At 67.2% G+C, this 22,652-nt stretch carries 20 protein-coding genes, 2 tRNA genes and 1 pseudogene; 5 read left to right on the top strand and 18 right to left on the bottom strand.

The features are described 5' to 3' along the window. Window positions 1–25 precede the first annotated feature (25 nt). From rsmD to thiL, 4 genes are read right to left on the bottom strand one after another with little or no spacing between them, the layout of a single operon-like run. A complete protein-coding gene (rsmD, locus tag OVA06_RS06960; protein WP_056085317.1) occupies window positions 26–640 on the bottom strand; it encodes a 16S rRNA (guanine(966)-N(2))-methyltransferase RsmD in 615 nt (204 codons plus the stop codon). Window positions 641–691: 51 nt separating this feature from the next. Further along, entirely contained in the window at window positions 692–2,965 is a 2,274-nt protein-coding gene (locus OVA06_RS06955) for an ATP-dependent DNA helicase RecG (protein WP_268157220.1), read from the bottom strand. Beyond that, the gene (locus tag OVA06_RS06950; protein WP_268157218.1) at window positions 2,955–3,947 is read right to left on the bottom strand and encodes a DAK2 domain-containing protein; all 993 of its coding nucleotides are present in this window, start codon (window positions 3,945–3,947) and stop codon (window positions 2,955–2,957) included. The genes OVA06_RS06955 and OVA06_RS06950 overlap by 11 nt, the downstream gene beginning before the upstream one ends. Window positions 3,948–3,969: 22 nt before the next feature. Beyond that, window positions 3,970–4,998 carry a thiamine-phosphate kinase gene (gene thiL / locus OVA06_RS06945; protein ID WP_268157216.1) on the bottom strand — a complete coding sequence of 343 codons (1,029 nt, stop codon included), beginning with the start codon at window positions 4,996–4,998 and terminating at the stop codon, window positions 3,970–3,972. Between the two features lie 147 nt (window positions 4,999–5,145). Here thiL and OVA06_RS06940 point away from each other — a divergent pair, with 147 nt between their 5' ends. Then, window positions 5,146–5,649: a DUF3515 domain-containing protein gene (locus tag OVA06_RS06940; RefSeq protein WP_442793531.1), complete on the top strand. Its 504-nt coding sequence runs from the start codon at window positions 5,146–5,148 to the stop codon at window positions 5,647–5,649. A 38-nt stretch (window positions 5,650–5,687) separates the two neighbouring features. Here the strand turns inward: OVA06_RS06940 and OVA06_RS06935 are convergent, their stop codons facing one another. From OVA06_RS06935 to leuC, 6 genes are all read right to left on the bottom strand, one after another. Further along, window positions 5,688–6,836 (bottom strand): D-alanine--D-alanine ligase family protein, encoded by a 1,149-nt coding sequence (locus tag OVA06_RS06935; RefSeq protein WP_056085310.1) that lies wholly within the window; start codon window positions 6,834–6,836, stop codon window positions 5,688–5,690. Window positions 6,837–6,838: 2 nt separating this feature from the next. Further along, the gene (locus OVA06_RS06930) at window positions 6,839–7,885 is read right to left on the bottom strand and encodes an NAD(P)H-dependent glycerol-3-phosphate dehydrogenase (RefSeq protein WP_268157214.1); all 1,047 of its coding nucleotides are present in this window, start codon (window positions 7,883–7,885) and stop codon (window positions 6,839–6,841) included. Further along, complete coding sequence (locus OVA06_RS06925) at window positions 7,882–8,655, bottom strand: lysophospholipid acyltransferase family protein (RefSeq protein ID WP_268157211.1); 774 nt, start codon at window positions 8,653–8,655, stop codon at window positions 7,882–7,884. The genes OVA06_RS06930 and OVA06_RS06925 overlap by 4 nt, the downstream gene beginning before the upstream one ends. 9 nt (window positions 8,656–8,664) lie before the next feature. Further along, window positions 8,665–9,990, bottom strand: a complete 1,326-nt coding sequence (gene murA, locus OVA06_RS06920; RefSeq protein WP_268157209.1) for a UDP-N-acetylglucosamine 1-carboxyvinyltransferase — start codon at window positions 9,988–9,990, stop codon at window positions 8,665–8,667. Window positions 9,991–10,149: 159 nt separating this feature from the next. Next, window positions 10,150–10,752: a 3-isopropylmalate dehydratase small subunit gene (leuD, locus tag OVA06_RS06915; protein ID WP_056085303.1), complete on the bottom strand. Its 603-nt coding sequence runs from the start codon at window positions 10,750–10,752 to the stop codon at window positions 10,150–10,152. Between the two features lie 9 nt (window positions 10,753–10,761). Continuing rightward, window positions 10,762–12,216, bottom strand: coding sequence for a 3-isopropylmalate dehydratase large subunit (gene leuC, locus OVA06_RS06910; protein ID WP_261619574.1), 1,455 nt, complete (start codon window positions 12,214–12,216; stop codon window positions 10,762–10,764). A gap of 113 nt (window positions 12,217–12,329) precedes the next feature. Between leuC and OVA06_RS06905 the strand changes: the two genes are divergently transcribed. Beyond that, window positions 12,330–13,049 carry an IclR family transcriptional regulator gene (locus tag OVA06_RS06905; RefSeq protein WP_009356552.1) on the top strand — a complete coding sequence of 240 codons (720 nt, stop codon included), beginning with the start codon at window positions 12,330–12,332 and terminating at the stop codon, window positions 13,047–13,049. A 55-nt stretch (window positions 13,050–13,104) separates the two neighbouring features. Further along, a complete protein-coding gene (locus OVA06_RS06900; protein WP_268157205.1) occupies window positions 13,105–13,665 on the top strand; it encodes a DUF1697 domain-containing protein in 561 nt (186 codons plus the stop codon). A gap of 9 nt (window positions 13,666–13,674) precedes the next feature. Here the strand turns inward: OVA06_RS06900 and OVA06_RS06895 are convergent, their stop codons facing one another. From OVA06_RS06895 to OVA06_RS06880, 4 genes are all read right to left on the bottom strand, one after another. Further along, window positions 13,675–15,288 (bottom strand): GTPase, encoded by a 1,614-nt coding sequence (locus tag OVA06_RS06895; protein WP_268157202.1) that lies wholly within the window; start codon window positions 15,286–15,288, stop codon window positions 13,675–13,677. Further along, on the bottom strand, window positions 15,285–17,060 hold the full coding sequence (locus tag OVA06_RS06890; protein WP_442793530.1) for a dynamin family protein: 1,776 nt from the start codon (window positions 17,058–17,060) through the stop codon (window positions 15,285–15,287). The genes OVA06_RS06895 and OVA06_RS06890 overlap by 4 nt, the downstream gene beginning before the upstream one ends. A 91-nt stretch (window positions 17,061–17,151) precedes the next feature. Continuing rightward, a tRNA-Glu gene (locus OVA06_RS06885) sits at window positions 17,152–17,227 on the bottom strand. 127 nt (window positions 17,228–17,354) lie between these two features. Then, window positions 17,355–17,426, bottom strand: a tRNA-Gln gene (locus tag OVA06_RS06880). Window positions 17,427–17,628: 202 nt separating this feature from the next. On the opposite strand from OVA06_RS06880, the pseudogene OVA06_RS19780 reads away from it, so the two are divergent. Further along, window positions 17,629–17,760 (top strand): annotated as a pseudogene (locus tag OVA06_RS19780) (hypothetical protein); the annotation flags it as partial. Window positions 17,761–17,919: 159 nt separating this feature from the next. On the opposite strand, the gene OVA06_RS06875 reads toward OVA06_RS19780, so the two are convergent. Genes OVA06_RS06875 through OVA06_RS06860 form a run of 4 tightly spaced genes read right to left on the bottom strand, consistent with a single transcriptional unit; the run spans window position 17,920 to window position 21,838 of the window. After that, window positions 17,920–18,666, bottom strand: coding sequence for an HAD family hydrolase (locus OVA06_RS06875; protein WP_268157200.1), 747 nt, complete (start codon window positions 18,664–18,666; stop codon window positions 17,920–17,922). Next, window positions 18,666–20,180, bottom strand: a complete 1,515-nt coding sequence (gene gltX, locus OVA06_RS06870; RefSeq protein WP_268157198.1) for a glutamate--tRNA ligase — start codon at window positions 20,178–20,180, stop codon at window positions 18,666–18,668. The genes OVA06_RS06875 and gltX overlap by 1 nt, the downstream gene beginning before the upstream one ends. 50 nt (window positions 20,181–20,230) lie before the next feature. Then, window positions 20,231–21,007, bottom strand: coding sequence for a fumarylacetoacetate hydrolase family protein (locus tag OVA06_RS06865; protein ID WP_056085293.1), 777 nt, complete (start codon window positions 21,005–21,007; stop codon window positions 20,231–20,233). Window positions 21,008–21,010: 3 nt separating this feature from the next. Continuing rightward, window positions 21,011–21,838 carry an MBL fold metallo-hydrolase gene (locus tag OVA06_RS06860; RefSeq protein WP_268157196.1) on the bottom strand — a complete coding sequence of 276 codons (828 nt, stop codon included), beginning with the start codon at window positions 21,836–21,838 and terminating at the stop codon, window positions 21,011–21,013. 119 nt (window positions 21,839–21,957) lie between these two features. Here OVA06_RS06860 and OVA06_RS06855 point away from each other — a divergent pair, with 119 nt between their 5' ends. After that, entirely contained in the window at window positions 21,958–22,551 is a 594-nt protein-coding gene (locus tag OVA06_RS06855) for a hypothetical protein (protein WP_268157194.1), read from the top strand. The last annotated feature ends 101 nt before the right edge of the window (window positions 22,552–22,652 follow it).

Raw genomic sequence — 22,652 nt, 5'->3', positions numbered from 1 at the left:
GCGGCATCCAGGCCGATCGTGGCTGCTAGGACTCCGCAGCGGCCGGGAGGTCATCGCTGTCAATGGCGTCCGGCACGTAGGGCTCAGCAAACCAGAGCCGGGTCTCGCCGTACTTCTTCTCGGCGAACCGTTCCAGTTCGGCGGGCCATTCCGGTTCGGGCGACCGGGAGGACCGTTCCACGACGACGACGGCGGACGGCGCCAGATGAGCGGCGAGTTTGCGCAGCACCGCGGCAAGCGCCACTTCGTCGAGCGGGTAGGGCGGGTCCAGGAATACCAGGTCCCACGCTGCCGACTCCGCGGCGCGGTCCAGGAAGGGCTCCACCTTGGACCGGTGGACGGTTACTGCCTTGCGGCCCACAACGCCGTTGATCAGGTCCGCGTTGCGCTGGCAGACCGCGCTTGCCTTGGCCTCGGATTCGACAAGGTCCACACTGCCGGCTCCCCGGCTGCCGCTTTCAACCCCCAGCGAACCGGACCCGGCGTAGAGATCCAGTACGCGGGCTCCGGCGATGACACCGAAGGCATCGAGGCGGGAGAAGAGTGCCTCCTTGACGCGGTCGGTGGTGGGGCGGGTCAGCGAGCCCGGGACGGAGGACAGTGGGGTGCCGCCGGCCGCTCCTGAGATGATCCGGCTCATGCGGGCACCCGCTGTCCGGCCGCGGTCCTGCTGCTTCCGGCAGGGTCCTTGCTAACCGCGTTCAAGGAACGCCTCCTTTTCGGGGTTGAGGTATCTGTCGATGGCATCCGCCAGCTCAGGGTGGGAGGCGAGGGACGGATCGCTGGTGACGATCTCCTGGGCATCGGAACGGGCCTGGGCAATGATGTCCTCATGCTCAAGGACGCGGAGTAGCCTGAGCGTGGACCGGCCGCCGGACTGGGAGGCGCCCAGGATGTCGCCCTCCCGGCGCAGCTTGAGGTCCTCCTGCGAGAGGACGAAACCGTCGGTTGTGGCGGCTACCGCGTCAAGCCGCCGCCGGCTGGGGTGTCCGCGTTCCAGCGATGTGACCAGGAGGCAGGTCCCGGGAAGCCCGCCCCGGCCCACCCGTCCGCGAAGCTGGTGCAACTGGGAGATACCGAACCGGTCGGCGTCCAGGATGACCATCATCGTTGCGTTATGGACGTCCACGCCCACCTCGATCACGGTGGTGGAAACGAGCAGTTTGACGGAGTTGGCCGCGAAGCCTGCCATGGTGGCCGACTTGAGGTCCGGGTCCTGGCGTCCGTGCAGCGGGGCCACGGGCACGCCTGCGATGGATGGTTCGTCCTGCAGTTGCTCGATGACGGCTGTCACGGAGGCAAGTTCCCGCGCGTTCTCCTCAAGGTCGGCGGCGGCCGGCTCCGCTTCGCCCGGGCTGAAGTCGCCGTCGTCGTCGGTGCCAATCTTGGGGCAGACAACGTAGACCTGGTGGCCGGCATCAATTTCCTCGCGGGCCCGGGCCCAGATCCGTCCGGCCCAGCCCGGGTTCTCCGCCAGGCCGACCAGATGGGTTGAAATGGGGGCACGGCCCTTGGGAAGTTCGTCAAGGGTGGAGGTTTCAAGGTCGCCAAAGACGGTCATGGCCACGGTGCGCGGGATAGGCGTAGCGGTCATCACCAACAGGTGCGGGGGTTTCCTGGCCTTGGCCCGCAGGGCATCGCGCTGCTCCACGCCAAAGCGGTGCTGCTCGTCCACCACGATCAGCCCCAGATCGTAGAAGGACACGTTGTCGCTCAACAATGCGTGGGTACCAATGACGATCCCCGCTGTCCCTGACGCGGCGTCCAGCAGGGCCTGCCTCCGGGCGGCGGTAGGCATGGAACCGGTCAGCAGGGTAACCTGCACCGCATCCCCGTCCGTGCTGCCGAACGCGCCGAGCAGCCCATCCCTGGATAGCGGGCCGAGGGTCCGGCGAATGGAGTCGAAGTGCTGGGCGGCAAGGACCTCTGTTGGAGCCAGCAGTGCGGCCTGGCCTCCGGCGTCCACCACCTGCAGCATGGCCCGCAGCGCCACGACGGTTTTACCCGAACCTACTTCGCCCTGCAGCAAGCGGTTCATGGGGTGGTCCGCGGCGAGCCCCGCCGCCAGGGTTCTTCCGACGGCGGCCTGGCCGTCGGTGAGCGTGAAGGGGAGGTTGCGGTCGAATGCGGCCAGCAGGCCGTCCGGGACCGGCCGCCTGGCTGTTGCTTCCTCAGCAGCCAGCTGGGACCGCCGCCTGGCCAGGGCAGACTGCAGCACCAACGCCTCCTGGTAGCGGAACCGGTGGCGTGCGCGTTGCCAGTCCGCCGCCGTTTCCGGCTCATGGATCAGCCGGTAAGCCTCCGCGAGCGGCAGGAATTCCTCCCGCGCGGTGACGGTCCCCGGAACCGGATCCGGCAGTGCGCCGAGATCAACAGTTTCGAGCAGGGTGGCGATGACCTTTTGGATCTTCCAGCTGGGCAGCTTTGCCGTGGCCGGGTACACGGGAATGGGCATGGCCGCGAGTTTCTCCGGGTCATCGCCGCCGGCTGTGAAGGGGTCCGAGTCCAATACCTGGAAATCGGGGTTGGTCAGGCCGAGGGATCCCTTGAAACTGGTGACCTTGCCTGAGAACAACGCCCGGCGGCCGGGCAGCAGTTCGCTCTTTGCCCGGAAGGCGTTGAAGAAGGTGATTTTCAGGGTCCCGGGGGCTTTGCCGTGGAAATCGGTGCCGCCGACCAGTTTCACGCCGTTCCTGCCGTCATCGTCCGAGATAACGACGTCGGTGATGGATCCCTTGCGCGCCTGCATGGAGCGGGTATTGCTCGAGAGGACCCGCGCGATCAGGGTTACTTCTTCGTCGCGCGGCAGTTCGTTGATGGGCGTCAGTTCACCACGTGTCATGTAACGCCGCGGGAAATAGTTGAGCAGGCCCTCAACCGTGGTGATGTTGAGGTGTTTTTCGATAACCCCCGCTGAACGCTTGCCGATGCGGCGTTCCAGGGCCAGGCCGGGCTCAGCGTTCATGCCCACCGGAGTCCACTGCCTCCTGAAGCGCCTGGCTCCGGTGGCCGGACGTGTCAGACAGGGCGCTGATGGACATGTCACTGGGCGTACCCAGGGTGCGGATCAGTTCCACGGCCGGACCCGGCGTGGGGACGTGCACGTGGACCCGCCACCGGTAGGTGCCGTCGCCGGCTTCCCCACCGCCCAGCTGGCTCATGATGACCGAGTCGCCCAGCTCGTCCAGGTGCTGCCGGAGCGTGGCTGCATCCAGGGGCGAAAGGCTGATGGTGCACATGACCTCCACGCCTTCGTCCACCGGCATGCTGGTGTGGATGTGGGGGTCCTGGACGTTGTAGCCGTGAAGGTCATCGAGCAGCGTACCCTGCAGCTCCTCGCCCAGGACCACGGAGCGGAGGCAGTCCAGGATTAACAGCAGCCCCACGCCGCCGGCATCCACCACCTTGGCTGCCTGCAGGGCATCGAGCTGGTCCTCCGTGGAGACGACGGCGGCCAATGCCGCGGCAACCGCGGCGTCCAGCGTCACCCCGAGGGCGTGGTTACTGTCATCTCCGGGATGCAGGGCGTCGATCTCTCCGGCCGCCAGGGATGCGGCTTCCATGACGGAAAGCATGGTGCCGGGCACGGGATCGCTCAGGGCGGTCCAGGCACGGATCTGGGCCCGGTGCAGGGCTGTTGCCAGCAGGGCCGAGCTGAGGCGCTGCTGGCCTGCCAGGGGTTCCGCCGCCGCGCAGAGGAAGACGGAGAACAGCGTCCCGGAGTTGCCCCGCGCTTTTTCCAGCGCCGCCTGGCCCGCGTGGGTAAGGACGGCGCCGACGTCCGTGACTGACGGGTCCAGCCCGTCCAGGGCATCGGAGGCTGCACGGACCGTGAGGTAAAGGTTGGTGCCGGTGTCGCCGTCAGCGACAGGGAAGATATTGATGGCGTTGAGGCGGTCACTGTGGTTGCCCAGCGCGGTTTCCGCTTTGTTGAGCCACCGCCTCATAGCCTGGGCATTGGCGGCGATCTTAGTCTGCAAAGTGGTCCCATCCCCCGGTGTCCGCGGCCCGGCCCGCAATCGTCACGCGCGGACCTTCGTCGATTCCCAGTGCTAGTACCGAGCCTATCGCAGTGAATCCGGGAGGAAGCTGAACGTCCGGCGGGAAGGTGGCGAGCAATCCATGGTCCTCTCCTCCACCCAGCAACCACGTCCCGGCATCCGTCTGCAGCAGGGCCGCGGCCGGTTCCAGGGCAGCGGCCAGCAGGTCCAGGCTGTCCGGGTCGAGGTCTACGGAGACGCCGCTGGCCAATGCAATCCGGTGTCCATCCCGCAGCAGGCCATCCGAGACGTCCAGCATTGCGGTGGCGCCTGCCGCCCGTGCTGCGGGCCCGGCGCCGAGCGGCGGTACGGGACGGCATTGGAGGTCCACCAGGTTGCGCTGCTGCGGATCCAGCCGCCCTACATGGACCGGGGACTCCAGGAGGGCCAGGCCCGCAGCGGCGCGTCCCGCCGTACCTGCCAGGGCAAGGACGTCCCCCGGCCTGGCGCCAGAGCGGAGGACTGGCTGCCCGCCGTCGAGCGTGCCGAGCACTGCCACGGTCACGGATATTTCCCGGCCCCGTCCCAGGTCGCCGCCCGCCACCGAACAGCCTGACGCTCCCAGTTCCCGGATCCCGGCGGTGAGGCCGTCGGCCAGCTGCTCCACCCAGGCCACAGGGGTGTCCGGCGGCAACGTGAGGCTTACCACCATGGAGGTGGCCCGGGCACCCATGGCATTGATGTCGCTGAGGTTCTGGGCCGCCGCCTTCCAGCCGACGTCAAAGCCTGTGGTGCAGTATCCGTTGGGCCAGGTGAGGCGGAAGTCCTGGTCCTGGACCTGGGTGTCGATGCTGATGACCGTCCTGGCGTCCGGCGCGCTGATGATGGCGGCGTCGTCACCGGGGCCAAGGAGGGTAGCGGCGGAATGCCCTGCGTCCATCGCCAGGCGGGGGAAGATCCGTGCCAGCAGTTCGGCCTCGGAGAGGACGGCAACCACCGGAGAATCTGCTTCAGTCATAGGCTTTTCAGGCACCCCACTACGCTACAGCGCGGCACTGACATTCCCGGCAGGGCAAGTGTTATCCGGAGCTTGGGTGAGCTGCCGGGTGTTCCGGAGGGGTACTGCGGTGTCCGGAACACTCCGTTCCGGCGATAGGCTTGGACCATGCCCCGCCGCCACCAGTCCCTGCCCCGCCGCGCTGCCAGGACGGCGCTTATGGGGGCCATGGTGGCCCTCCCGCTGGCAGGCTGCTCCCCCGCCGTCGACGTTACCGCCGCCCAGGACGCCGCCAACCCTGCCTGCGCGCCCATGATGGTGGCCCTCCCGGACACCATTGGTGAGGCAACGCTGCGGCAGACCAACAGCCAGGCCACCGCGGCCTGGGGCGATCCCTCGCTGGTGATCCTGCGCTGCGGCGTGAACGTTCCTGGCCCCACCACGGACCGCTGCGTCACGGTCAACGGCATTGACTGGGTCATCAAGGAGGGCGATCCGGTGTGGACGCTCACCACCTATGGCCGCGAACCCGCCACCGAAATCCTGATGGACCCGGACAAGATCAGCTCCGCTACAGTGCTGGCCGACCTCGCCACGGCCGCGGGCAAGGTGGCGGCCAGCCGCAACTGCGTAGGCCAGCAGGAACTGCAGGACCTGCCCCAGAGCCAGTAGGCAGGCTTCGGCACGCCCAGCCTCCGGGGAAGCGCAGCTCAGCGCAGTCCGGTCTTCCGGTTCAGGGCCAGGTGGATCAGTTCGTCGATCAGATCGGCATAGCCGAGCCCGGACGCAGCCCACATCTGCGGGTACATACTCTTGGGCGTGAACCCGGGCATGGTGTTGATCTCGTTGATGATCAGGTCGCCGTCGGGCGTGTAGAAGAAGTCAACGCGGCTCAGGCCTTCGGCGCCGACAGCATCGAACGCCGCGGCGGCGAGGTCGCGCACCCTGGCGATGGCTTCATCAGGAATGTCTGCCGGGCAGCTCAGCGACGCGGCGTCGTCCTCGACGTACTTGGCGTTGAAGTCGTAGAACTCGTGGCCGCCGCCGGCCACGGAAATCTCGCCGGGCATGGAGGTCCGGGGAGCATCCGTCCCACGGCCTTCCAGCACGGCGCATTCGATTTCCCGGCCGACGATGCCGGCTTCGATGACCAGTTTGAGGTCGTGCCTGCGCGCTTCCTCGATGGCTGCATCCAGCCCTTCCAGCGAGTCCACCTTGGAGATGCCCATGGAGGAACCCGCCCGTGCAGGCTTAACGAACACGGGGAACCCCAGCCGGTCGACCTGCTTCCGGACAGCCTCGGGATCCTTCTGCCATTGCCTGTCGGTAACGGCGACATAGGGCCCCACATGGAGGCCCGCCGACTCGAAGACAACCTTCATGAAGTGCTTGTCCATACCCACGGCCGAAGCCAGGACCCCGGCGCCGACGTACCGGGTATCCGAGAGTTCCAGGAGCCCCTGGATGGTTCCGTCTTCACCGAAGGGCCCGTGGAGGAGGGGAAAGACCACGTCCACCGTGCCCAGCTCCTGCGGAACCTCGTTGGGGGCAGCCACGATCAGCTGGTGCTCCCCGCCAATCTCGGCCAGCGTCACAGTCTGGTCGGAGGGTGCGACCTCAGGCAGCGCCGTGCCGGCAAGGGACCACTGGGCAGTATCACCGCTGGCCAGTACCCACTGGCCCGATTTCGCGATCCCAATGGGGATGACCTCGTACTTGTCCTTATTAATGGCGCCGAGTACTCCGGCGGCGGTAACACAGCTGACGGCGTGCTCGCTGGACCGGCCGCCGAACAGAACCGCTACCCGCGGTTTGGGACGCCCGGCCGGCTCCCCTGACGTCAGGTTGTTGTGGGACATCGTCAGTCATCACCTTCAGGTTTGAGTTCGCGGGACAGCAGGACAGGTCCCAGTTGGTCAACGGACAGCTTGCCGGCCAGCACCGCCACAACGGCGGCGGTGATGGGCATCTCCACACCCAGCTTGCCCGCCAGTTCATGCACGGCCTGGCCGGATTTGATGCCTTCGGCCGTCTGCGTCATCTTCTGGCCCACCTCCTCCAGCGTGAGGCCCTGGCCCAGCAGCCGTCCCGCGGTGTGGTTACGGGACAACGGCGATGAGCAGGTGGCCACGAGGTCGCCCAGGCCGGCAAGCCCGGCCATGGTTTTGGCTTCACCGCCGAGGGCAAGGGCGAGGCGGGACGTTTCAGCCAGGCCGCGGGTGATGACGGAGGCCTTGGTGTTGTCCCCCATCTCTTTGCCCTCGCAGATACCGACTGCCAGAGCAATGACGTTCTTGACGATCCCGCCGATCTCCACGCCCACCACGTCAGACGTGGTGTAGGGACGGAAATACGGCGCGGTGCAGCTGCGCGCCAGCCAGCCGGCGACGGCGGAATCGGCGCAGGCGACCACCGAGGCGGTGGGCTCCTCGCGCGCAATTTCCATGGCCAGGTTGGGACCGGAGACGACGGCGATCCTGCCGGCATCGAGGCCGAGCTCCTCGCTGATGACCTGGCTCATGCGCGCGTCGGTGCCGAGCTCGAGGCCCTTCATGAGCGAGACCACCACAGCCTCGGGGTCGATCAGGTGGCGCCACTCCCGCAGTTGCGGACGCAACGACTGGGCGGGGACGGCAAGGACCACGAGGTCAGCCCCGTGGAGCACGTCCGCGACGTCGGTGGACGCCGTGATGCTGGCCGGCAGCGACACGTCCTTAAGGTACTGGTGGTTGCGGTGGCTGTTGTTGATCTGCTCAACCACTTCCCCGCGGCGGCCCCACAGCCTGATCCCACGCGGGGTACCCGCCGCCGCGGCGGCGTCGGCCAGGATCTTTGCGAAGGTTGTTCCCCAGGAACCGGCGCCCAGGACGGCGACGGAGCGGGCTGAACCCGCCAGGTTCAGGGTCACGGCGCGTCCGGCCCGTTGCCGGGGTGCTGCCCGCCGCGCTCCATGAAACGCCCGTGCTTGGACTGCTGCTTCCGTGCCGGATCCCAGCGCTCGGCGGGCGGCTCCTCACCCCTCAGGCCGGCGAGGAGGCCGGTGATGGCATCCATGATGGCTTCGGTGGCTTCCGCCAGCGTGGCCTTGTCCATCGGCCGGCCGGCAAACGCGCTGAGGTCCACCGGATCACCGATGACAACCCTGGATGACTTGCGGGGAAAGATGTGGAACCTCTTCCCATAGCGCGGAAAAACCTCGTGGGCTCCCCAGTGGGCGATCGGGACCACCGGGATGCCGCCTTCGAGTGCGAGCCGTGCTGCTCCCGTGTGGCCTTTCATCGGCCACAGGTCCGGGTCACGGGTGAGGGTGCCTTCGGGGTAGATGATGATGGCGCCGCCCTCCGCCACGATTTCCTGGGCCACCTGCAGCGACCGGTTCGCGCCCGCCGTCGAACGCTCCACCGGGACCTGCTTGGTGGCGTGCAGGAGCCAGCCGAGTGCGGGAACCTTGAACAGGCCCGCCTTGGCGAGGAAATGCGGGGCGCGCTTCTGGTTGTACAGCATGTGCCCCACCACCAGCGGATCGATCTCCGTGCAGTGGTTGGGTGCGGCGATGAATCCGCCGGCGGGAAGCTTTTCAATGCCTTCCCATTTTTTGCCCATCATGAGGTTCAGCAGCGGCCGGGCAATGCCGGCGATGAACACGAATGTGGCCCTGCTCTTGGCAGATTCCTTCACGGCAGCCCGCTACTTCGCGGCAGTGATGTCGAAATCGGCACCCAGCCCGGCCAGCTTCTCGGTGAAGCGCTCGTAGCCGCGGTTGATGAGGTCGATGCCCGTCACCCGCGAGACGCCGGTGGCGGCCAGTGCGGCGATGAGGTGGCTGAACCCGCCGCGCAGGTCCGGCACGTCAATATCGGTGCCCTTGAGTTGGGTGGGCCCGGAGATGACCGCCGAGTGCAGGAAGTTGCGCTGCCCGAACCGGCACGGAACGCTGCCAAGGCACTCCCGGTGGACCTGGATGCTGGCGCCCATCCGGATGAGCGCGTCGGTGAAGCCGAAGCGGTTCTCATAGACGGTTTCGTGGACGATCGAGACGCCCTCGGCCTGGGTCAGCGCCACCACCAGCGGCTGCTGCCAGTCGGTCATGAACCCGGGGTGCACGTCGGTTTCGAGCACCAGGGGGTTCAGCTTCCCGCCGGGGTGGTAGAAACGGATGCCGTCCTCACCGATGTCCATGCCGCCGCCCACCTTGCGGTAGGTGTTCAGGAAGGTCATCATGTCGCGCTGGGAAGCGCCCTCGACGAAGATGTCGCCGCGCGTGACCAGGGCAGCGGAGGCCCAGGACGCCGACTCATTGCGGTCGGAGAGGGCCCGGTGGTTGTAGCCGCCGAGGTCGCGGACGCCCTCGATGCGGATGGTGCGGTCGGTCTGGACGCTGATGATGGCGCCCATCTTCTGCAGCACGGCGATGAGGTCGATGATCTCCGGCTCCGTGGCGGCACCGCTCAGTTCGGTGATGCCCTCGGCGCGGGTGGCGCTCAGCAGTACCTGCTCGGTGGCGCCCACGGACGGGTAGGGCAAGGAGATCTTGGCACCGTGCAGGCCCTTGGGGGCAGAAATATGGATCCCGCCCGGGCGCTTTTCCACCACGGCGCCGAACTGGCGGAGCACGTCCAGGTGGTAGTCGATGGGGCGGTCGCCGATCTTGCAGCCGCCAAGGTCGGGGATGAATGCTTCGCCAATGGCGTGGATCAAGGGACCGCACAGCAGGATGGGGATCCTGGAGTCCCCGGCGTGGGCATCAATGGCCGTGCTGGACGCCGTCTTCGCTGCCTTCGGATCGAGGGTCAGGTCCCCGTTGACCGGGTCCTTCTCCACCGTCACGCCATGGAGCTGCAGGAGCGAGGTGACAACCTCCACGTCCTTGATCTCCGGAACGTTCCGCAACACCGACGGTTCGTTGCCCAGCAACGCCGCCACCATCGCCTTGGGGACAAGGTTCTTGGCCCCCCGGACGGTGACGCGGCCCGTAAGCGGGACTCCGCCGCGGATTGTCAGAACACTACTCATATACCGGTTTCCTCACGATTACTCGCCCCCAAATCCTTGCAAAGGCTCCACCCAAGCATAGGAGGTCGCGTTACCGAACCGAAATACGTACGCTCCTTGGCCGAGGCGTGGCGGCGAAGTATGTCGCCCCGCGCAGGGCCAAGGAGCAGAGCGCTGGCGCTAGGAAACCTTGGCAGGCAGGGTCTTGGGCTTGAAAGAGGGGCGGGTTGCCTCGTAGGCGGTGATATCCGCCTCATGCTGCAGCGTGAGCCCGATGTCGTCCAGGCCTTCGAGCAGGCGCCAGCGGGTGTAGTCGTCAATTTCGAAGGGGGCCACAATGTTGCCGCACACCACGGTCTTCGACTCCAGGTCCACTGTCACCTGGGTTCCCGGCGCGTTTTCCAGTTCCTTCCAGATCAGCTCGATGTCGTCCTGGGCCACCTGGGCGGCCAGCAGTCCCTGCTTGCCCGAGTTGCCGCGGAAGATGTCAGCGAACCGGGAGGAGAGCACTGCCTTGAAGCCGTAGTCCTTCAGTGCCCACACGGCATGCTCGCGGGAGGACCCGGTGCCGAAGTCGGGCCCGGCCACCAGGACTGAGCCGGCGTTGAACGGCTCCTGGTTCAGGATGAAGGAGGAGTCCTTGCGCCAGGCCGAGAACAGGGCGTCCTCGAAGCCGGTGCGGGTGATGCGCTTGAGGTACACCGCGGGGATGATCTGGTCCGTGTCGACGTTGCTCTGGCGCAGCGGAACGCCGATGCCGGTGTGCTTGGTGAACTTTTCCATGGTTGCGTCCTAGGCTGCGTCGGTGCGGATGGCGGCGGATTCGGGGGCAGGATCAAGGTCCGACGGCGAGCTGAGCGTGCCGCGGACGGCCGTGGCCGCTGCCACCACCGGGGATACCAGGTGGGTGCGGCCGCCCTTGCCCTGGCGCCCCTCGAAGTTGCGGTTCGAGGTGGAGGCGCACCGCTCCCCCGGTTCCAGCTGGTCCGGGTTCATTCCCAGGCACATGGAGCAGCCGGCGAAGCGCCATTCGGCGCCGAAGTCCTTGAAGACCCGGTCCAGGCCCTCAGCCTCCGCTTCGAGGCGGACGCGTGCAGATCCCGGCACCACGAGCATGCGGACCTTCGGATCCTTTTCGCGGCCGCGGATGATGTCCGCTGCGGCCCGGAGGTCCTCGATGCGGGAGTTGGTGCAGGAACCGAGGAACACTGTGTCCACCCGGATGTCCTTCATTGGCGTGCCGGCTTCCAGCCCCATGTACTGCAGGGCGCGTTCCGCGGCGGCCTTGGCGTTTTCGTCGCCGAAGTCCCCGGGGAACGGAACAGCCTGGGACAGGGACACGCCCTGGCCGGGGTTGGTGCCCCAGGTGACGAACGGCTCCAGCGTGTCGGCGTCCAGGTCCACCTCGACATCGAAGGTGGCGTCGTCGTCGGTCTTCAGCGTGTTCCAGTACTCGACGGCGGCATCCCAGTCCGCCCCTTCGGGGGCGTGCGGGCGGCCCTGCATGTAGGCGTAGGTGGTTTCGTCCGGCGCCACCATGCCGGCGCGGGCGCCGGCCTCGATGGACATGTTGCAAATGGTCATGCGGGCATCCATGGACAGGGCGCGGATGGCGGATCCACGGTATTCCAGGACGTAGCCTTGGCCGCCGCCGGTACCGATCTTGGCGATGACCGCCAGGATGATGTCTTTGGCCGTGACGCCGGGGCGCAGGGTGCCTTCAACGTTGATGGCCATGGTCTTGAACGGCTTCAGGGACAGGGTCTGGGTGGCCATGACGTGCTCCACCTCGGAGGTGCCGATGCCCATGGCCAGTGCTCCGAAGGCGCCGTGCGTGGAGGTGTGCGAGTCGCCGCAGACCACCGTCATGCCGGGCTGGGTGAGGCCCAGCTGCGGACCCACCACGTGGACGATGCCCTGTTCGGCGTCACCGAGGCTGTGCAGGCGGACACCGAACTCCGCGCAGTTGTTGCGCAGCGTCTGGATCTGGGTCCGGCTGGTGAGGTCGGCGATAGGCTTGTCGATGTCCAGCGTGGGAGTGTTGTGGTCCTCCGTGGCGATGGTCAGGTCCGGGCGGCGCAGCGGGCGGCCTGCCAGGCGCAAGCCTTCGAAGGCCTGCGGGGACGTGACCTCGTGCACCAGGTGAAGGTCGATGAAGAGAAGGTCAGGCTGGGCGTTGGCACCTACGCCGTCGCCTTTGCGCACCACGTGCGCGTCCCAGACTTTCTCGGCCAATGTCTTTGCCATGGCCATCTCCCTTCACTGCTGTTTGGCTGAATGCTTCAACTGAAGCAGGACGGCTCGGCACTGCGCCAGCCGAAAGATTTGCATCTCAGATAATGAGACGGCAATATCATTACATGGACAATTCTAGTGGAGTCGGCGTCATTGATAAAGCAGCACAGGTGCTTGACGCGCTCGAAGCCGGCCCCACCACGCTGGCACAGCTCGTAGCGGCCACCGGACTGGCCCGTCCCACTGTCCACCGCCTCGCCCTCGCGCTGGTCCACCACCGGCTGGTAAGCCGTGACATCCAGGGCAGGTTCGTACTCGGCAGCCGGCTGGTTGAACTGGCATCGGCCGCCGGCGAGGACCGCCTCATCGCTTCCGCCGGCCCCGTCCTGATGCAGCTTCGGGACGCCACGGGCGAGAGCGCACAGATCTTCCGCCGCCAGGGCGACTGGCGGGTCTGCGTGGCATCGGCCGAGCGCCCCATCGGCCTGCGCGACACCATTCCGGTCGGTACCCAGTTGTCCATGAAGGCCGGCTCCGCTGCCCAGGTCCTGCTTGCCTGGGAAGACCACGACCGCCTGCTTGAGGGCCTGCAGTCGGCACGCTTCACGCCGACCGTCCTCGCAGGAGTACGACGGCGGGGCTGGGGCCAGAGCCTTGGTGAACGCGAGCCGGGGGTCGCCTCGGTCTCGGCGCCGGTGCGCGGACCGTCCGGCCGCGTCATTGCCGCCGTATCGATCTCCGGCCCCATCGAGCGGCTTACCCGCCAGCCCGGGAGGTTGCACGCTGAAGTGGTCTGCAACGCCGGCCGCATCCTCACCGAAGCGCTGCGCAAGAACAACGACTGACCGCCGTCGGGTCAATCCCGCACCAAGCCGCCCTCCGGCGGTTAGGCTGTGGCCCATGGGCAGCTACGCAGTATTTCTCCGCGGCATCAACGTGGGCGGCATCAACATCAAAATGGCGGACCTTCGGGATGCGCTGAAGAACAGCGGCTTCGCGGACGCCAAGACACTGCTGGCCAGTGGCAACGTGGTCCTTGCCAGCGGACTGGACGCCGCCGGCGTGAAACGGGAGTGCGAGAAGGCCCTGCGCGCCGCGTTCGGCTACGAGGCCTGGGTGGTGGTCCTGCCGGCCGGCAGGGTGGCTGATCTGGTGGCGGCGTGCCCGTATCCGGAGGACGACAAGTCCACGCATTCGTACATCACGCTGTCCTCCGACCACGCAGTCCTGGACGACCTGGACGCTGCGGGCCGGGCCCTCGGGGGCGGACACAAGCAACACCGGCTTGGCCCGGAAGCCCTCGCCTGGCTCGCGCCGGCCGGCGGAACCCTGGAGAGCCCGTTCAGCAAGATTTCGTCCAAGGCCAGATTTAAGGCGGCGACCACTACCCGCAACCTGCGCACCATGATCAAGGTGCGGGACGCTGCTGCCGGACTGGAAGCCGCCGGCACCAAGGGATGAGCCCCTCCCCTAGCCCGCCGCCACCCTCAGTGCCGCGTTAAACGCCGCAAGCCTGCTGACTTCTACCTCAACGGGCTCCACCACTAGATTCCGCGCAACACCGCCCACAGCCGCCTCCAGCCGTTTCCGTGCCCCCGATGCCCGTGCCGCGGCGGCTCCTGCGGCGATAAAGCGGCCGGCCAGGGCCAGCACAATCCCCAGCACCACGCCGACGGCGGCCATCAGGGTGGGCACCGGCCACCCTTCCACCCGTGGCGGCTCCGGCGCCGGCATCTGGAAGTACTGCAGTGCCGCGAGGCCGCCCAGCCAGCCGAGGCCACCGAGGACGGTCAGCAGCGCCAGCCACTGGACCACATTGAAGACGCCCCACCACCAGGATTTCCTGTTGGCCCCGAGGTCGGTTCCGGCGATGGCCTGGTCCAGGGCATCCGGAAGCCGCTCCCGGCCCTCGCGGGCTGCGCTTCGGATGGCGGCCCGCCAGGGACCGGGCGCGCCGGCGCTGGCGGCGTCGGCGAACTCCCTGACGGCTGAGTCGGTGCGCGCCCGCTCGGGGGCACTGGCGGGCGGAAGCGAAGTGCGGTTGAGTTCCGCCGGAGCGTCCCTGCGGAGGTTGAGCCTGCGCAAGGGGTCGGGCCGGAACCGCGAAAGCCATCGGGTCGCGGGCCAGCCCGTCCGACGGACTGATTCCAGGCGGTAGGAACGGGCCACAGCACTGACAACCACCGGCACGTTGGCTGCCGCCGCCAGTTCCGCGCCCAGCCTGGCCGTCGTTTGGTGCCGGACGCCGGCGGCTTCGCCGTCTCCGGATGCCTCCCGCAGTTCCCTGGAAGCTTTCGCGACGTCGGCCTCCAGCCGCTGCGAGCGGGCCTTTCGCTGCACCACCACGCTCCTGATCGCAGCACGCACGCCGTCCACGCCCTGGCCGGTCAGCGCGGAGGCGGCAAGGACCTTTACTTTCCCCAGCCCCTCGGCAGCAAGGATCCCGCGAAGGGATTCCAGGACCGGCGGCACGTCGTGGGCGGGAAGCCTGTCCACCTGGTTGAGGACCACCAGGGTGACGGCGCCGTGCGAGGCCAGCGGGGCGAGGAAATCCTGGTGGACCGCTGCATCCGCGTACTTTTGCGGGTCGAGCACCCAGACGAGGACATCCACCAGTCCCACCATGCGCTGCACCACTTCACGGTTGGCCGCGCGGGTGGAGTCGAAATCCGGCAGGTCCAGCAGGATCAGGCCGGTGTCTTCGCCCGCAAAACCTTCCACAGGACCTGCGTGATGCCTGTTGCGGACATCAAGCCAGTCCAGGAGCGGTTCACTGCCGTCCACTCCCCATACCCCCGCCAGCGGCTCCGACGTGGTGGGGCGGCGCGCCGCCGTCGTCGCGATGTTACTGCCGCTCACGGCGTTGAACAGCGAGGACTTTCCGCTTCCGGTAGCACCGAAGAACCCCACCACAGTGTGCTCCGCGGACAGGGAGCGGCGGGATCCGGCGCGCTCCAGGACCTGGAAAACCTCCTCCAGCTGCGCGTCCGGAAGGACACCACCGGCCAGCTGCCTCGCGTCATTCAGGGCTTCCAGGCGCCGGTCCAGCCGCGATGATTCCCGGGCGCCGCTGTGCCGGCTCACGCGGCGCCCGCCAGGCGGGCCAATGCATCGGCTTGGCTGTCCAGTACACCGGCCGCCATGGTGTCTGCCGCCGGGAGCCGGACCAGGAACCTTTGCTGTTCCTCCTCGAGGAGCCGCTGGCAGCGGGCAGCCAGGTCCGTCCGTGCCTTTTCAGCCATCCGGCGCACAGCGTCTTCACCGAACACGGCCTCGAGCAGGCGCTGGCCCACGACTGCGGTTCCGCCTGCTACGCCGACCTCCAGCCCTGTCAGGCCCGCTGTCATGGAGAAAACAACGATCATCAGTGCAGCACCCAGCCCGTTGATGCCGAAGGAGAGCCACCGGGCCTGGGTCCGCTTTCCCTGGCCCTCCCTGCGGATAAGTTCCATCAGCGCCTCCTGCCAGGCTCGGATCTCCTGTGCCGCCCGGTCCGCGAAACCGGGACCGCTCCCCGAGAGGTCGTCCGTTCCCAACAGTTGCCGGCCGGCGGGGTCGGACCGCCAACGGTGGTCGGTTTCCTCTGCGGCGTTTGCTGCCTCATCGACAATGACGGCCTGCAGGCCCGTTTCGATGGCCGCTTCGACCTTGATGGCCGGCGGTGGTTCACCCCGGAAGAAGGCCCCCAACCGGTCGCGGAAGCGGCCCACGTTCTGCTCGAGTGTCCGGAAGAACTCACCGGTGCCCACAAAGTCCTGCCAGCGGGCCAGCACTTCCCCGCGGAGGAGGGCGCCGTCTCGCGTGGCGTCGAGGATCCGGCTGCCCGCGTCCCGGTAGGCGGCATCAACGCCGGCCTCAAGCGCAGCTGCAGCGCGCTGCTGCTCTGCAGCGGATGCGGAGATCGCTGCAACCCGGCCGGCCAGTGCCCGGACCGCACCGTTCAGGGTGCGGCGCGCGACGCCGGCCCGGCCTGCGGCGTCAGCGGCGAGGCCGGTGAGCCAGTTCCGCAGCGGGAGGACAGCGCCGGCGGGCAGCATGCCCAACGGATCCAGCGTGGACTCAGGGATGACAAAGAGCTGGGCACCGGCCAGGCCCTCGCCGTCGAGGAGTCGCCGCAGGTCCTCGCTGACTTCTTCCTCCGCGCCCGCCGGCACCCTGTCCAGGACCACCGCCACCATGATGTCCCTCGCCGCCGCATCCAGGAGCAGCCGCCAGGGGACGGCGTCGGCGTACCTGTTGGCGGTGGTGACGAAGATCCACAGGTCCGCGGCTGCGAGCAGCTGGCCGGCCAGCTTCCGGTTGTCATCGGAGATGGAATCGACGTCGGGGGCGTCGAGGAGCGCAATGCCCGCCGGAACGGCGTCATCGGCGAGCAGGACCAGCGAGGTGACGGCAGCAGCGTCGGGTCCCGTCACCGTTTGGGCCGCAGGGGCAGGTCCGGCAGACAGCGCACCTCGGATCCGGCCCAGGCCCGGCAGGACCCGGCTGCCCTCGAACCAGGCGGCTTCGGCAGGATGGTGAAGGAGGATCGGCTGGCGGGTGGTCGGGCGGATGGCACCCGAGCGGGTGACAGGATGGCCGGCCAGGGCATTAACCAGGGTCGACTTCCCGGCACCGGTCGACCCGCCGACGACGGCAAGCAGCGGGGCGTCGAGGCTGCGGTAGCGGGGAAGGATGTAGTCGTCGAGCTGGGCCACACCGGCGGCGGCGTCACGCCGCCCCTGCTCGGCCCCAGGCAGGGCCAGGGGCAGTGCCACGTCCGCCAGGGTGCCGCGGACCTGTTCAAGCAGGGTCACGGCTGCCGTGTTTTGCTGCTCCTGCCGGTCCGTGTGGCGTTTCTCGTTCGGTGAGGTCACAGCAACATCATGCCAGCTGAGAGCGAAGGAAGAATTGAATATGGCCGGAAAAACAGAATGGTCCCGGGCATATTGCCCGGGACCATTTCTTTGGTGACCCCAGCGGGATTCGAACCCGCGTTACCGCCGTGAGAGGGCAGCGTACTAGGCCGCTATACGATGGGGCCAAGTAACTTTTTTGGCGTTTCCGCCGTTCAAGCTCAGTGATTGTTTCATACACTTTGCCTTAGTTTCAAATCGGCGAACCGGTTGAAACTGCCTGGCGTGAAGACGTAGAACATCTCCAAACCAGAGCTGGGATACCAGGACTCGAACCTAGAATGACGGTACCAGAAACCGTAGTGTTGCCAATTACACCATATCCCAATGGAACTTTCGGGCCCGGCCTTCAAGGCCTTAGCCTTGCTCCGTGCGCCTCAGCACGAGAAAATACTCTACCCGAGACTTTCGGCTCGCACAAATCGAGGCAGCCAGACCTTCCGCCGCGCCCGAAGCTGCCCCGGAAAATCCCACGGGCACTGTCCAGGTCAGGGACGGCTCAGCCGAATTGGAGGACGGGACATAGACACTGAACAGTGGCGCTGGGGCCCTCCAATCCGGGGCCGGTGAGATCTACTCCGGGGTCCGGGACAACTTTGCTGACGGCGCCGGGCAATTGGCGGCAGGAACCGGCCGCCTCGCTGCTGCCGCAGGACAGTTGGACACCGGTGCGGGCACCCTCAACAAGCTTGCCGAGGGCGGCCTCAGGCCCTGCTCGGGGGCAGCCCAGCTCAATGCGGGTGGCGGCTGGCTCGACTCGGGGCAGCTGCGCTCAGCGACAGCGCAGGCGCGGACCGGCCGCACTGACCCGGCAATACTCCTAGTGGAAGAGCGGGAGCAATTCCGCCAGCGTGGAAACCGCGGCACCAGAGAAATGCGCCGCGGTTTCCGCGTTCCGGTTCAGCCATACGCCCTGCAGCCCGGCCGCCGTCGAGCCCTCCGCATCGAGCAACCTGTTGTCGCCCACGTAAAGGGTTTCGGAGGCTGCCGTACCCAGGAGCCGGACACCTTCGAGGTAGATCGCCGGGTTGGGCTTGGCCACCCCCAGGGTGTCGGTGCCCACGAGGTGCGCCACCCGTTCCAGGCCTGCGCCGTCCAGTTTCGCCCGCTGGTAGTCATGGACGTTGTTACTGACGGCCCCGTACGGGATCCCTGCCCGGTCCAGGACATCGAGCAGCGGCAGGACGTCCGGGAACGGCTTTACGTAGGACGGCTGCTTCTGGATGTAGGCGGTCAGCCACTGGTGCGATTCCTCGCCGTCGGCCAGTTCGATGCCGAAGTGTCCCAGCGCAGCCCGGCCGCGCAGGAGGCGCTGCTCGTTGAACGTCAGCTCCCCCGCAAGGTACTGGTCGTAATAGTGCGTGGTCTCGTGGGTGAAGATGCGGCCGAACCGCTCCCACCCGGACTGGTCGAGGCCGGGCAGGAGATGCTCGCTGACCTCCCGCAATGCAGTGGTCATGGAGTATTCGAGATCCACGAGGGTGTCGTCGATATCGAACAGGACGCCCCGGACGGTACCCACCTGGGCCTCCAGGATGCCGCCGGCAGCGGAACTGGCCACAGCCATCAGCCGCGGAAAGCCTGAAGCCTGCGGAGTGAGGCATCCTTGCCCAGGATCACCATCGACTCGAACAGCGGCGGCGAGATGCGGCGGCCGGACACGGCGGTGCGGACCGGTCCGAAGGCCAGGCGCGGCTTCAGTCCAAGGTCTTCGACGAGGGCCTGCTTGAGGGCTGCCTGGATGGTCTCCGGAGTCCAGTCCGCGATGGGCTCAAGGGCGCCGATCGCTGCGTCAAGGACTTCGGCCAGGTTTTCCGGCAGGCCCTTGCGCGCGTCGTCGGCAACGTCAATGGCGTCATCGGCCTTGAACAGGAAGGCGATCATTTCCGGCGCCTCGCCCAGCAGGGTGATGCGCTCCTGGATCAGGGGTGCGGCTTCGGTGACGATCTGTTCTTCACGGTCGGTCAGGATCTCCCCCACCAGTCCGGCTTCACGCAGGTAGTGCGCCACCCGGTTCCGGAAATCCTCCGGGGCAAGCATCCGCACATGCGTGCCGTTGATGGCTTCGGCCTTCTTCAGGTCGAAGCGTGCGGGGTTGGCCAGGACATCGTGAATGTCGAAGTTCTCCACCAGCTGCTCCACGGTGAAGATGTCCTCGTCGGCGCTGAGGGACCAGCCCAGCAGGGACAGGTAGTTCAGCAGGCCCTCCGGGATGAAGCCCCGCTCGCGGTGCAGGAAGAGGCTGGACTCGGGATCGCGCTTGGACAGCTTCTTGTTGCCCTGGCCCATGACATAGGGCAGATGGCCGAATTCGGGCATGTACTCAGCAACACCCACTGCGTGCAGCGCGCGGTAGAGGGCAATCTGCCGCGGGGTGGAGCTAAGCAGGTCTTCGCCGCGGAGCACGTGGGTGATGCCCATCAGCGCGTCGTCCACCGGGTTGACCAGGGTGTACAGCGGGTGGCCGTTGGCCCGCACCACTGCGAAGTCGGGAACCGAACCGGCGCGGAAGGTAATCTCGCCGCGGACCAGGTCGGTGAAGGTGAGGTCCTCGTCGGGCATCCGGAGGCGGAGGACGGCCTGGCGGCCCTCTGCCCTGTACTGGGCCAGCTGCTCCTCCGTCAGGTGCCGGTCGTACCCGTCGTAGCCGAGCTTGGGGTCACGGCCGGCGGCACGGTGGCGGGCCTCAATCTCGTCCGGTGTGGAGTACGACTCGTAGATGAAGCCGCCCTCATGCAGCCGCTTGATGACGTCCTGGTAGATGTCACTGCGCTGCGACTGCCGGTAGGGTTCGTGCGGGCCGCCCACCTCGACGCCCTCGTCCCAGTCGATGCCGAGCCACTTCAGCGCATCCAGCAGCTGGTGGTAGCTCTCCTCGCTGTCCCGCGCCGCATCCGTGTCCTCGATGCGGAACACCAGGGTGCCCTTGGTGTGCCGTGCGTAAGCCCAGTTGAACAGGGCGGTACGGATCAGGCCCACGTGCGGAGTGCCGGTGGGTGAGGGGCAGAAACGGACCCGGACGGGTGTTTCCGCGGTAACAGGCGGGATGGAGGCGGCAGGCGACGAAGAAGCGATAGTCATAGTGGCTTCAACTTTACCGTCTGGCGCCTGCCGCCATCGCGGCCTGTCCCTTAGCGGCGGACGATCGGGTTGGACAGCCGGCCGATGCCTTCAATTTCCACTTCATACCGGTCACCGGCGGTGACCAGTCCGACGCCGGCAGGAGTGCCGGTCATGATCACGTCACCGGGCAGCAGGGTGAATGCCTGGGAGACGATGGACACCAGTTCCCGGACGCCGCGGATCATCTGGTTGGTGTTGCCGTCCTGCCGCATTTCGCCGTTGAGCCTGCCCTGGATCTGCAGGTCCTCGGTGTCCAGCTCCGTTTCGATCCACGGGCCAAGCGGCGCGGAGGTATCGAACCCCTTGGCACGGGTCCACTGCAGGTCGGTCTTCTGGACGTCGCGGGCCGTGAGGTCGTTGCCGCAGGTGTAACCGAAGATGACGTCGTCGACGCGGTCCTCCGGGACGTCCTTGCAGATCCGGCCGATGACGACGCACAGCTCTGCCTCGAAGGAGATCTCATCGGAGAACTCCGGCAGTACGACGGGATCGTTCGGGCCGACGACGGCCGTATTCGGCTTCAGGAACAGCAGCGGCTGGGCAGGCACGTCGTTGCCGAGCTCATGGGCGTGCTCCACGAAGTTACGGCCGACGCCGATCACCTTGCTGCGCGGGATAATCGGGGCCAGCAGCCGGACGTCCTCCAGCTTGTGGCGGACCGACGTGCGCTCCACGCCGTTGAAGAACGGGTCACCCTGGATGACAGTAATCTCCTCACTGCCGGCGTCACCTTCAACTACGCCGTACAGGGGATCGGAATCAACGACAAACCTCGCAATACGCATGGTTCATACCCTACCGTTTCCCCGGTGGGCCCCCGCATTGCCGGACTCCTCCCGCAGGTAGTGCAGCTGCCCGGCCACGGACATCTCGGCCGCGCGCCTGACGGAAGGTCCGACGTCGGAATAGACGGCGTCCGCCACGTCGCCGACGGACGCGTCGCGGCCCAGCCGGTCCAGGGCTTCGCGGATCCGGGCCAGGCGTTCATGGCGGTGCGTACGGTAGCCACGGACAACCTCTGCCAGGGCGGGCAGGACAGGTCCGTGGGCCGGCAGGACCGTTGCCGGCCCCATGGCCTCAAGCCGGTCCAGGGTGGCCAGGTAGTCCCCCAGCGTCCCGTCGGGATAGTCAAGCATGGTGGTTCCCCTGCCCAGGATGGTATCCCCCGTCAGGACGGACCCGTCCGGCCCATCGCCGGGCAAGTGGAAGCACACCGAATCGGAGGTGTGGCCCGGAGTTGCCAAAACGGTCAGATCGAGCCCCGCGGCGCGGACCACCTCGCCGTCCAGCAACGGCGCTCCCCCACCATGGCAGTGTGCGGGATCGGCGGCGCGGACGGGCGCGCCGGTCAGTTCGTGCAGCCGCGCCGAACCGGCCGTATGGTCGGCGTGCCGGTGGGTAATGAGGACCAGTTCGACGGCGCCCGCGCGCGCCAGCGCCAGAAGGTGGGCTTCATCGTCCGGTCCGGGGTCCACCACCACCGCGCCGGGGCTGCCGGGAGCGGCAAGGACATAGGAGTTGGTCCCGTCCAGGCTCATCGGCCCGGGATTGGGAGCAAGGATGAACCGGGTCAGGTCGGAACTGCGCTGCAGGGTGGCGGCTGGATCGGGAGTCACTGCCCCATCCTCGCACCCATGGACCGGGCCCGCCGGATCAGGGGCCGGAATAGATCGAACACCCCTGCGGGTTGACCACACATGACGCCCCACCCCTCACCAGGAAGCCGGATACATTCATGACCAGCGCACCCACCCTTGCAGAACTCATCGCCAACGCGGAAGCGGACGGCCACGACCACTCCGCCACTGAAAAGAGCACCGGGCTCCTGCACCTCCACAACCATGCGGCAGGTTCCGTGGTCTGGTTTCCCACCTGGAAGACATTCCGCGGGACGGCCGACTGGAGGGAAGCAGTGGAAACCGCCGGCGCAGAACTCACCACGCCGGAGGCAGCAGACGCACAGGCGGCCGGGATCCTGGCCAGCGAACTTGAGGAACTGCTGAAGAGTGCCGCTGTGTCAGGTGACGCCGCAGCTTTCGCCAGTGAAAACCTCACCCGGCACCTGACCCGTACCTGGGCGCTGGGTGACGCAGCCGCCAGGGCCACGGGCAGGGATCCGTTCACCGCCGGAGCCATCCCCGCGGCCTTTGAGGGCTACCCCTACGAGGTGTATGCCCAGGACGGCGGCGTCTTTGCCTCGTCGCTGTTCAACGACATCATCGACGCCCGGCGCCACCACGCACTGGCTGAAGAGGCCGCCAGGAAGGCCCTGAAGCCCGTCTCCCGCAAAGCCCAGAAGAACGCTGCGCGCAAGGCAGCCCGGCGCTGACCGCCGTCGTACGCCCCGCTCCGACCCGCGCGAGCAGCGTTCCGAAGCCTTTTCGCGAAACCCGGCCTCGGCGGTTCTGATACGCGGACAAGCCAAAGACC

It is taken from the genome of Pseudarthrobacter sp. SL88 (assembly GCF_026672455.1).
Taxonomy (GTDB): Bacteria; Actinomycetota; Actinomycetes; order Actinomycetales; family Micrococcaceae; genus Arthrobacter.
The sequence above is the reverse complement of the archived record's forward strand: the minus strand, read 5'-3'. Positions and strand labels throughout refer to the sequence as shown.

Excerpts from the sequence above, each read along its gene's own strand:
- OVA06_RS06855 (WP_268157194.1), top strand. The coding sequence starts at position 21,958 with ATGACCAGCGCACCCACCCTTGCAGAACTCATCGCCAACGCGGAAGCG.
- thiL (WP_268157216.1), bottom strand. The coding sequence starts at position 4,998 with ATGACTGAAGCAGATTCTCCGGTGGTTGCCGTCCTCTCCGAGGCCGAA.
- OVA06_RS06875 (WP_268157200.1), bottom strand. The coding sequence starts at position 18,666 with ATGGCTGTGGCCAGTTCCGCTGCCGGCGGCATCCTGGAGGCCCAGGTG.
- leuD (WP_056085303.1), bottom strand. The coding sequence starts at position 10,752 with ATGGAAAAGTTCACCAAGCACACCGGCATCGGCGTTCCGCTGCGCCAG.
- gltX (WP_268157198.1), bottom strand. The coding sequence starts at position 20,180 with ATGACTATCGCTTCTTCGTCGCCTGCCGCCTCCATCCCGCCTGTTACC.
- OVA06_RS06935 (WP_056085310.1), bottom strand. The coding sequence starts at position 6,836 with ATGTCCCACAACAACCTGACGTCAGGGGAGCCGGCCGGGCGTCCCAAA.
- murA (WP_268157209.1), bottom strand. The coding sequence starts at position 9,990 with ATGAGTAGTGTTCTGACAATCCGCGGCGGAGTCCCGCTTACGGGCCGC.
- leuC (WP_261619574.1), bottom strand. The coding sequence starts at position 12,216 with ATGGCAAAGACATTGGCCGAGAAAGTCTGGGACGCGCACGTGGTGCGC.
- rsmD (WP_056085317.1), bottom strand. The coding sequence starts at position 640 with ATGAGCCGGATCATCTCAGGAGCGGCCGGCGGCACCCCACTGTCCTCC.
- OVA06_RS06955 (WP_268157220.1), bottom strand. The coding sequence starts at position 2,965 with ATGAACGCTGAGCCCGGCCTGGCCCTGGAACGCCGCATCGGCAAGCGT.
- OVA06_RS06940 (WP_442793531.1), top strand. The coding sequence starts at position 5,146 with ATGCCCCGCCGCCACCAGTCCCTGCCCCGCCGCGCTGCCAGGACGGCG.
- OVA06_RS06905 (WP_009356552.1), top strand. The coding sequence starts at position 12,330 with ATGGACAATTCTAGTGGAGTCGGCGTCATTGATAAAGCAGCACAGGTG.
- OVA06_RS06900 (WP_268157205.1), top strand. The coding sequence starts at position 13,105 with ATGGGCAGCTACGCAGTATTTCTCCGCGGCATCAACGTGGGCGGCATC.
- OVA06_RS06950 (WP_268157218.1), bottom strand. The coding sequence starts at position 3,947 with ATGAGGCGGTGGCTCAACAAAGCGGAAACCGCGCTGGGCAACCACAGT.
- OVA06_RS06865 (WP_056085293.1), bottom strand. The coding sequence starts at position 21,007 with ATGCGTATTGCGAGGTTTGTCGTTGATTCCGATCCCCTGTACGGCGTA.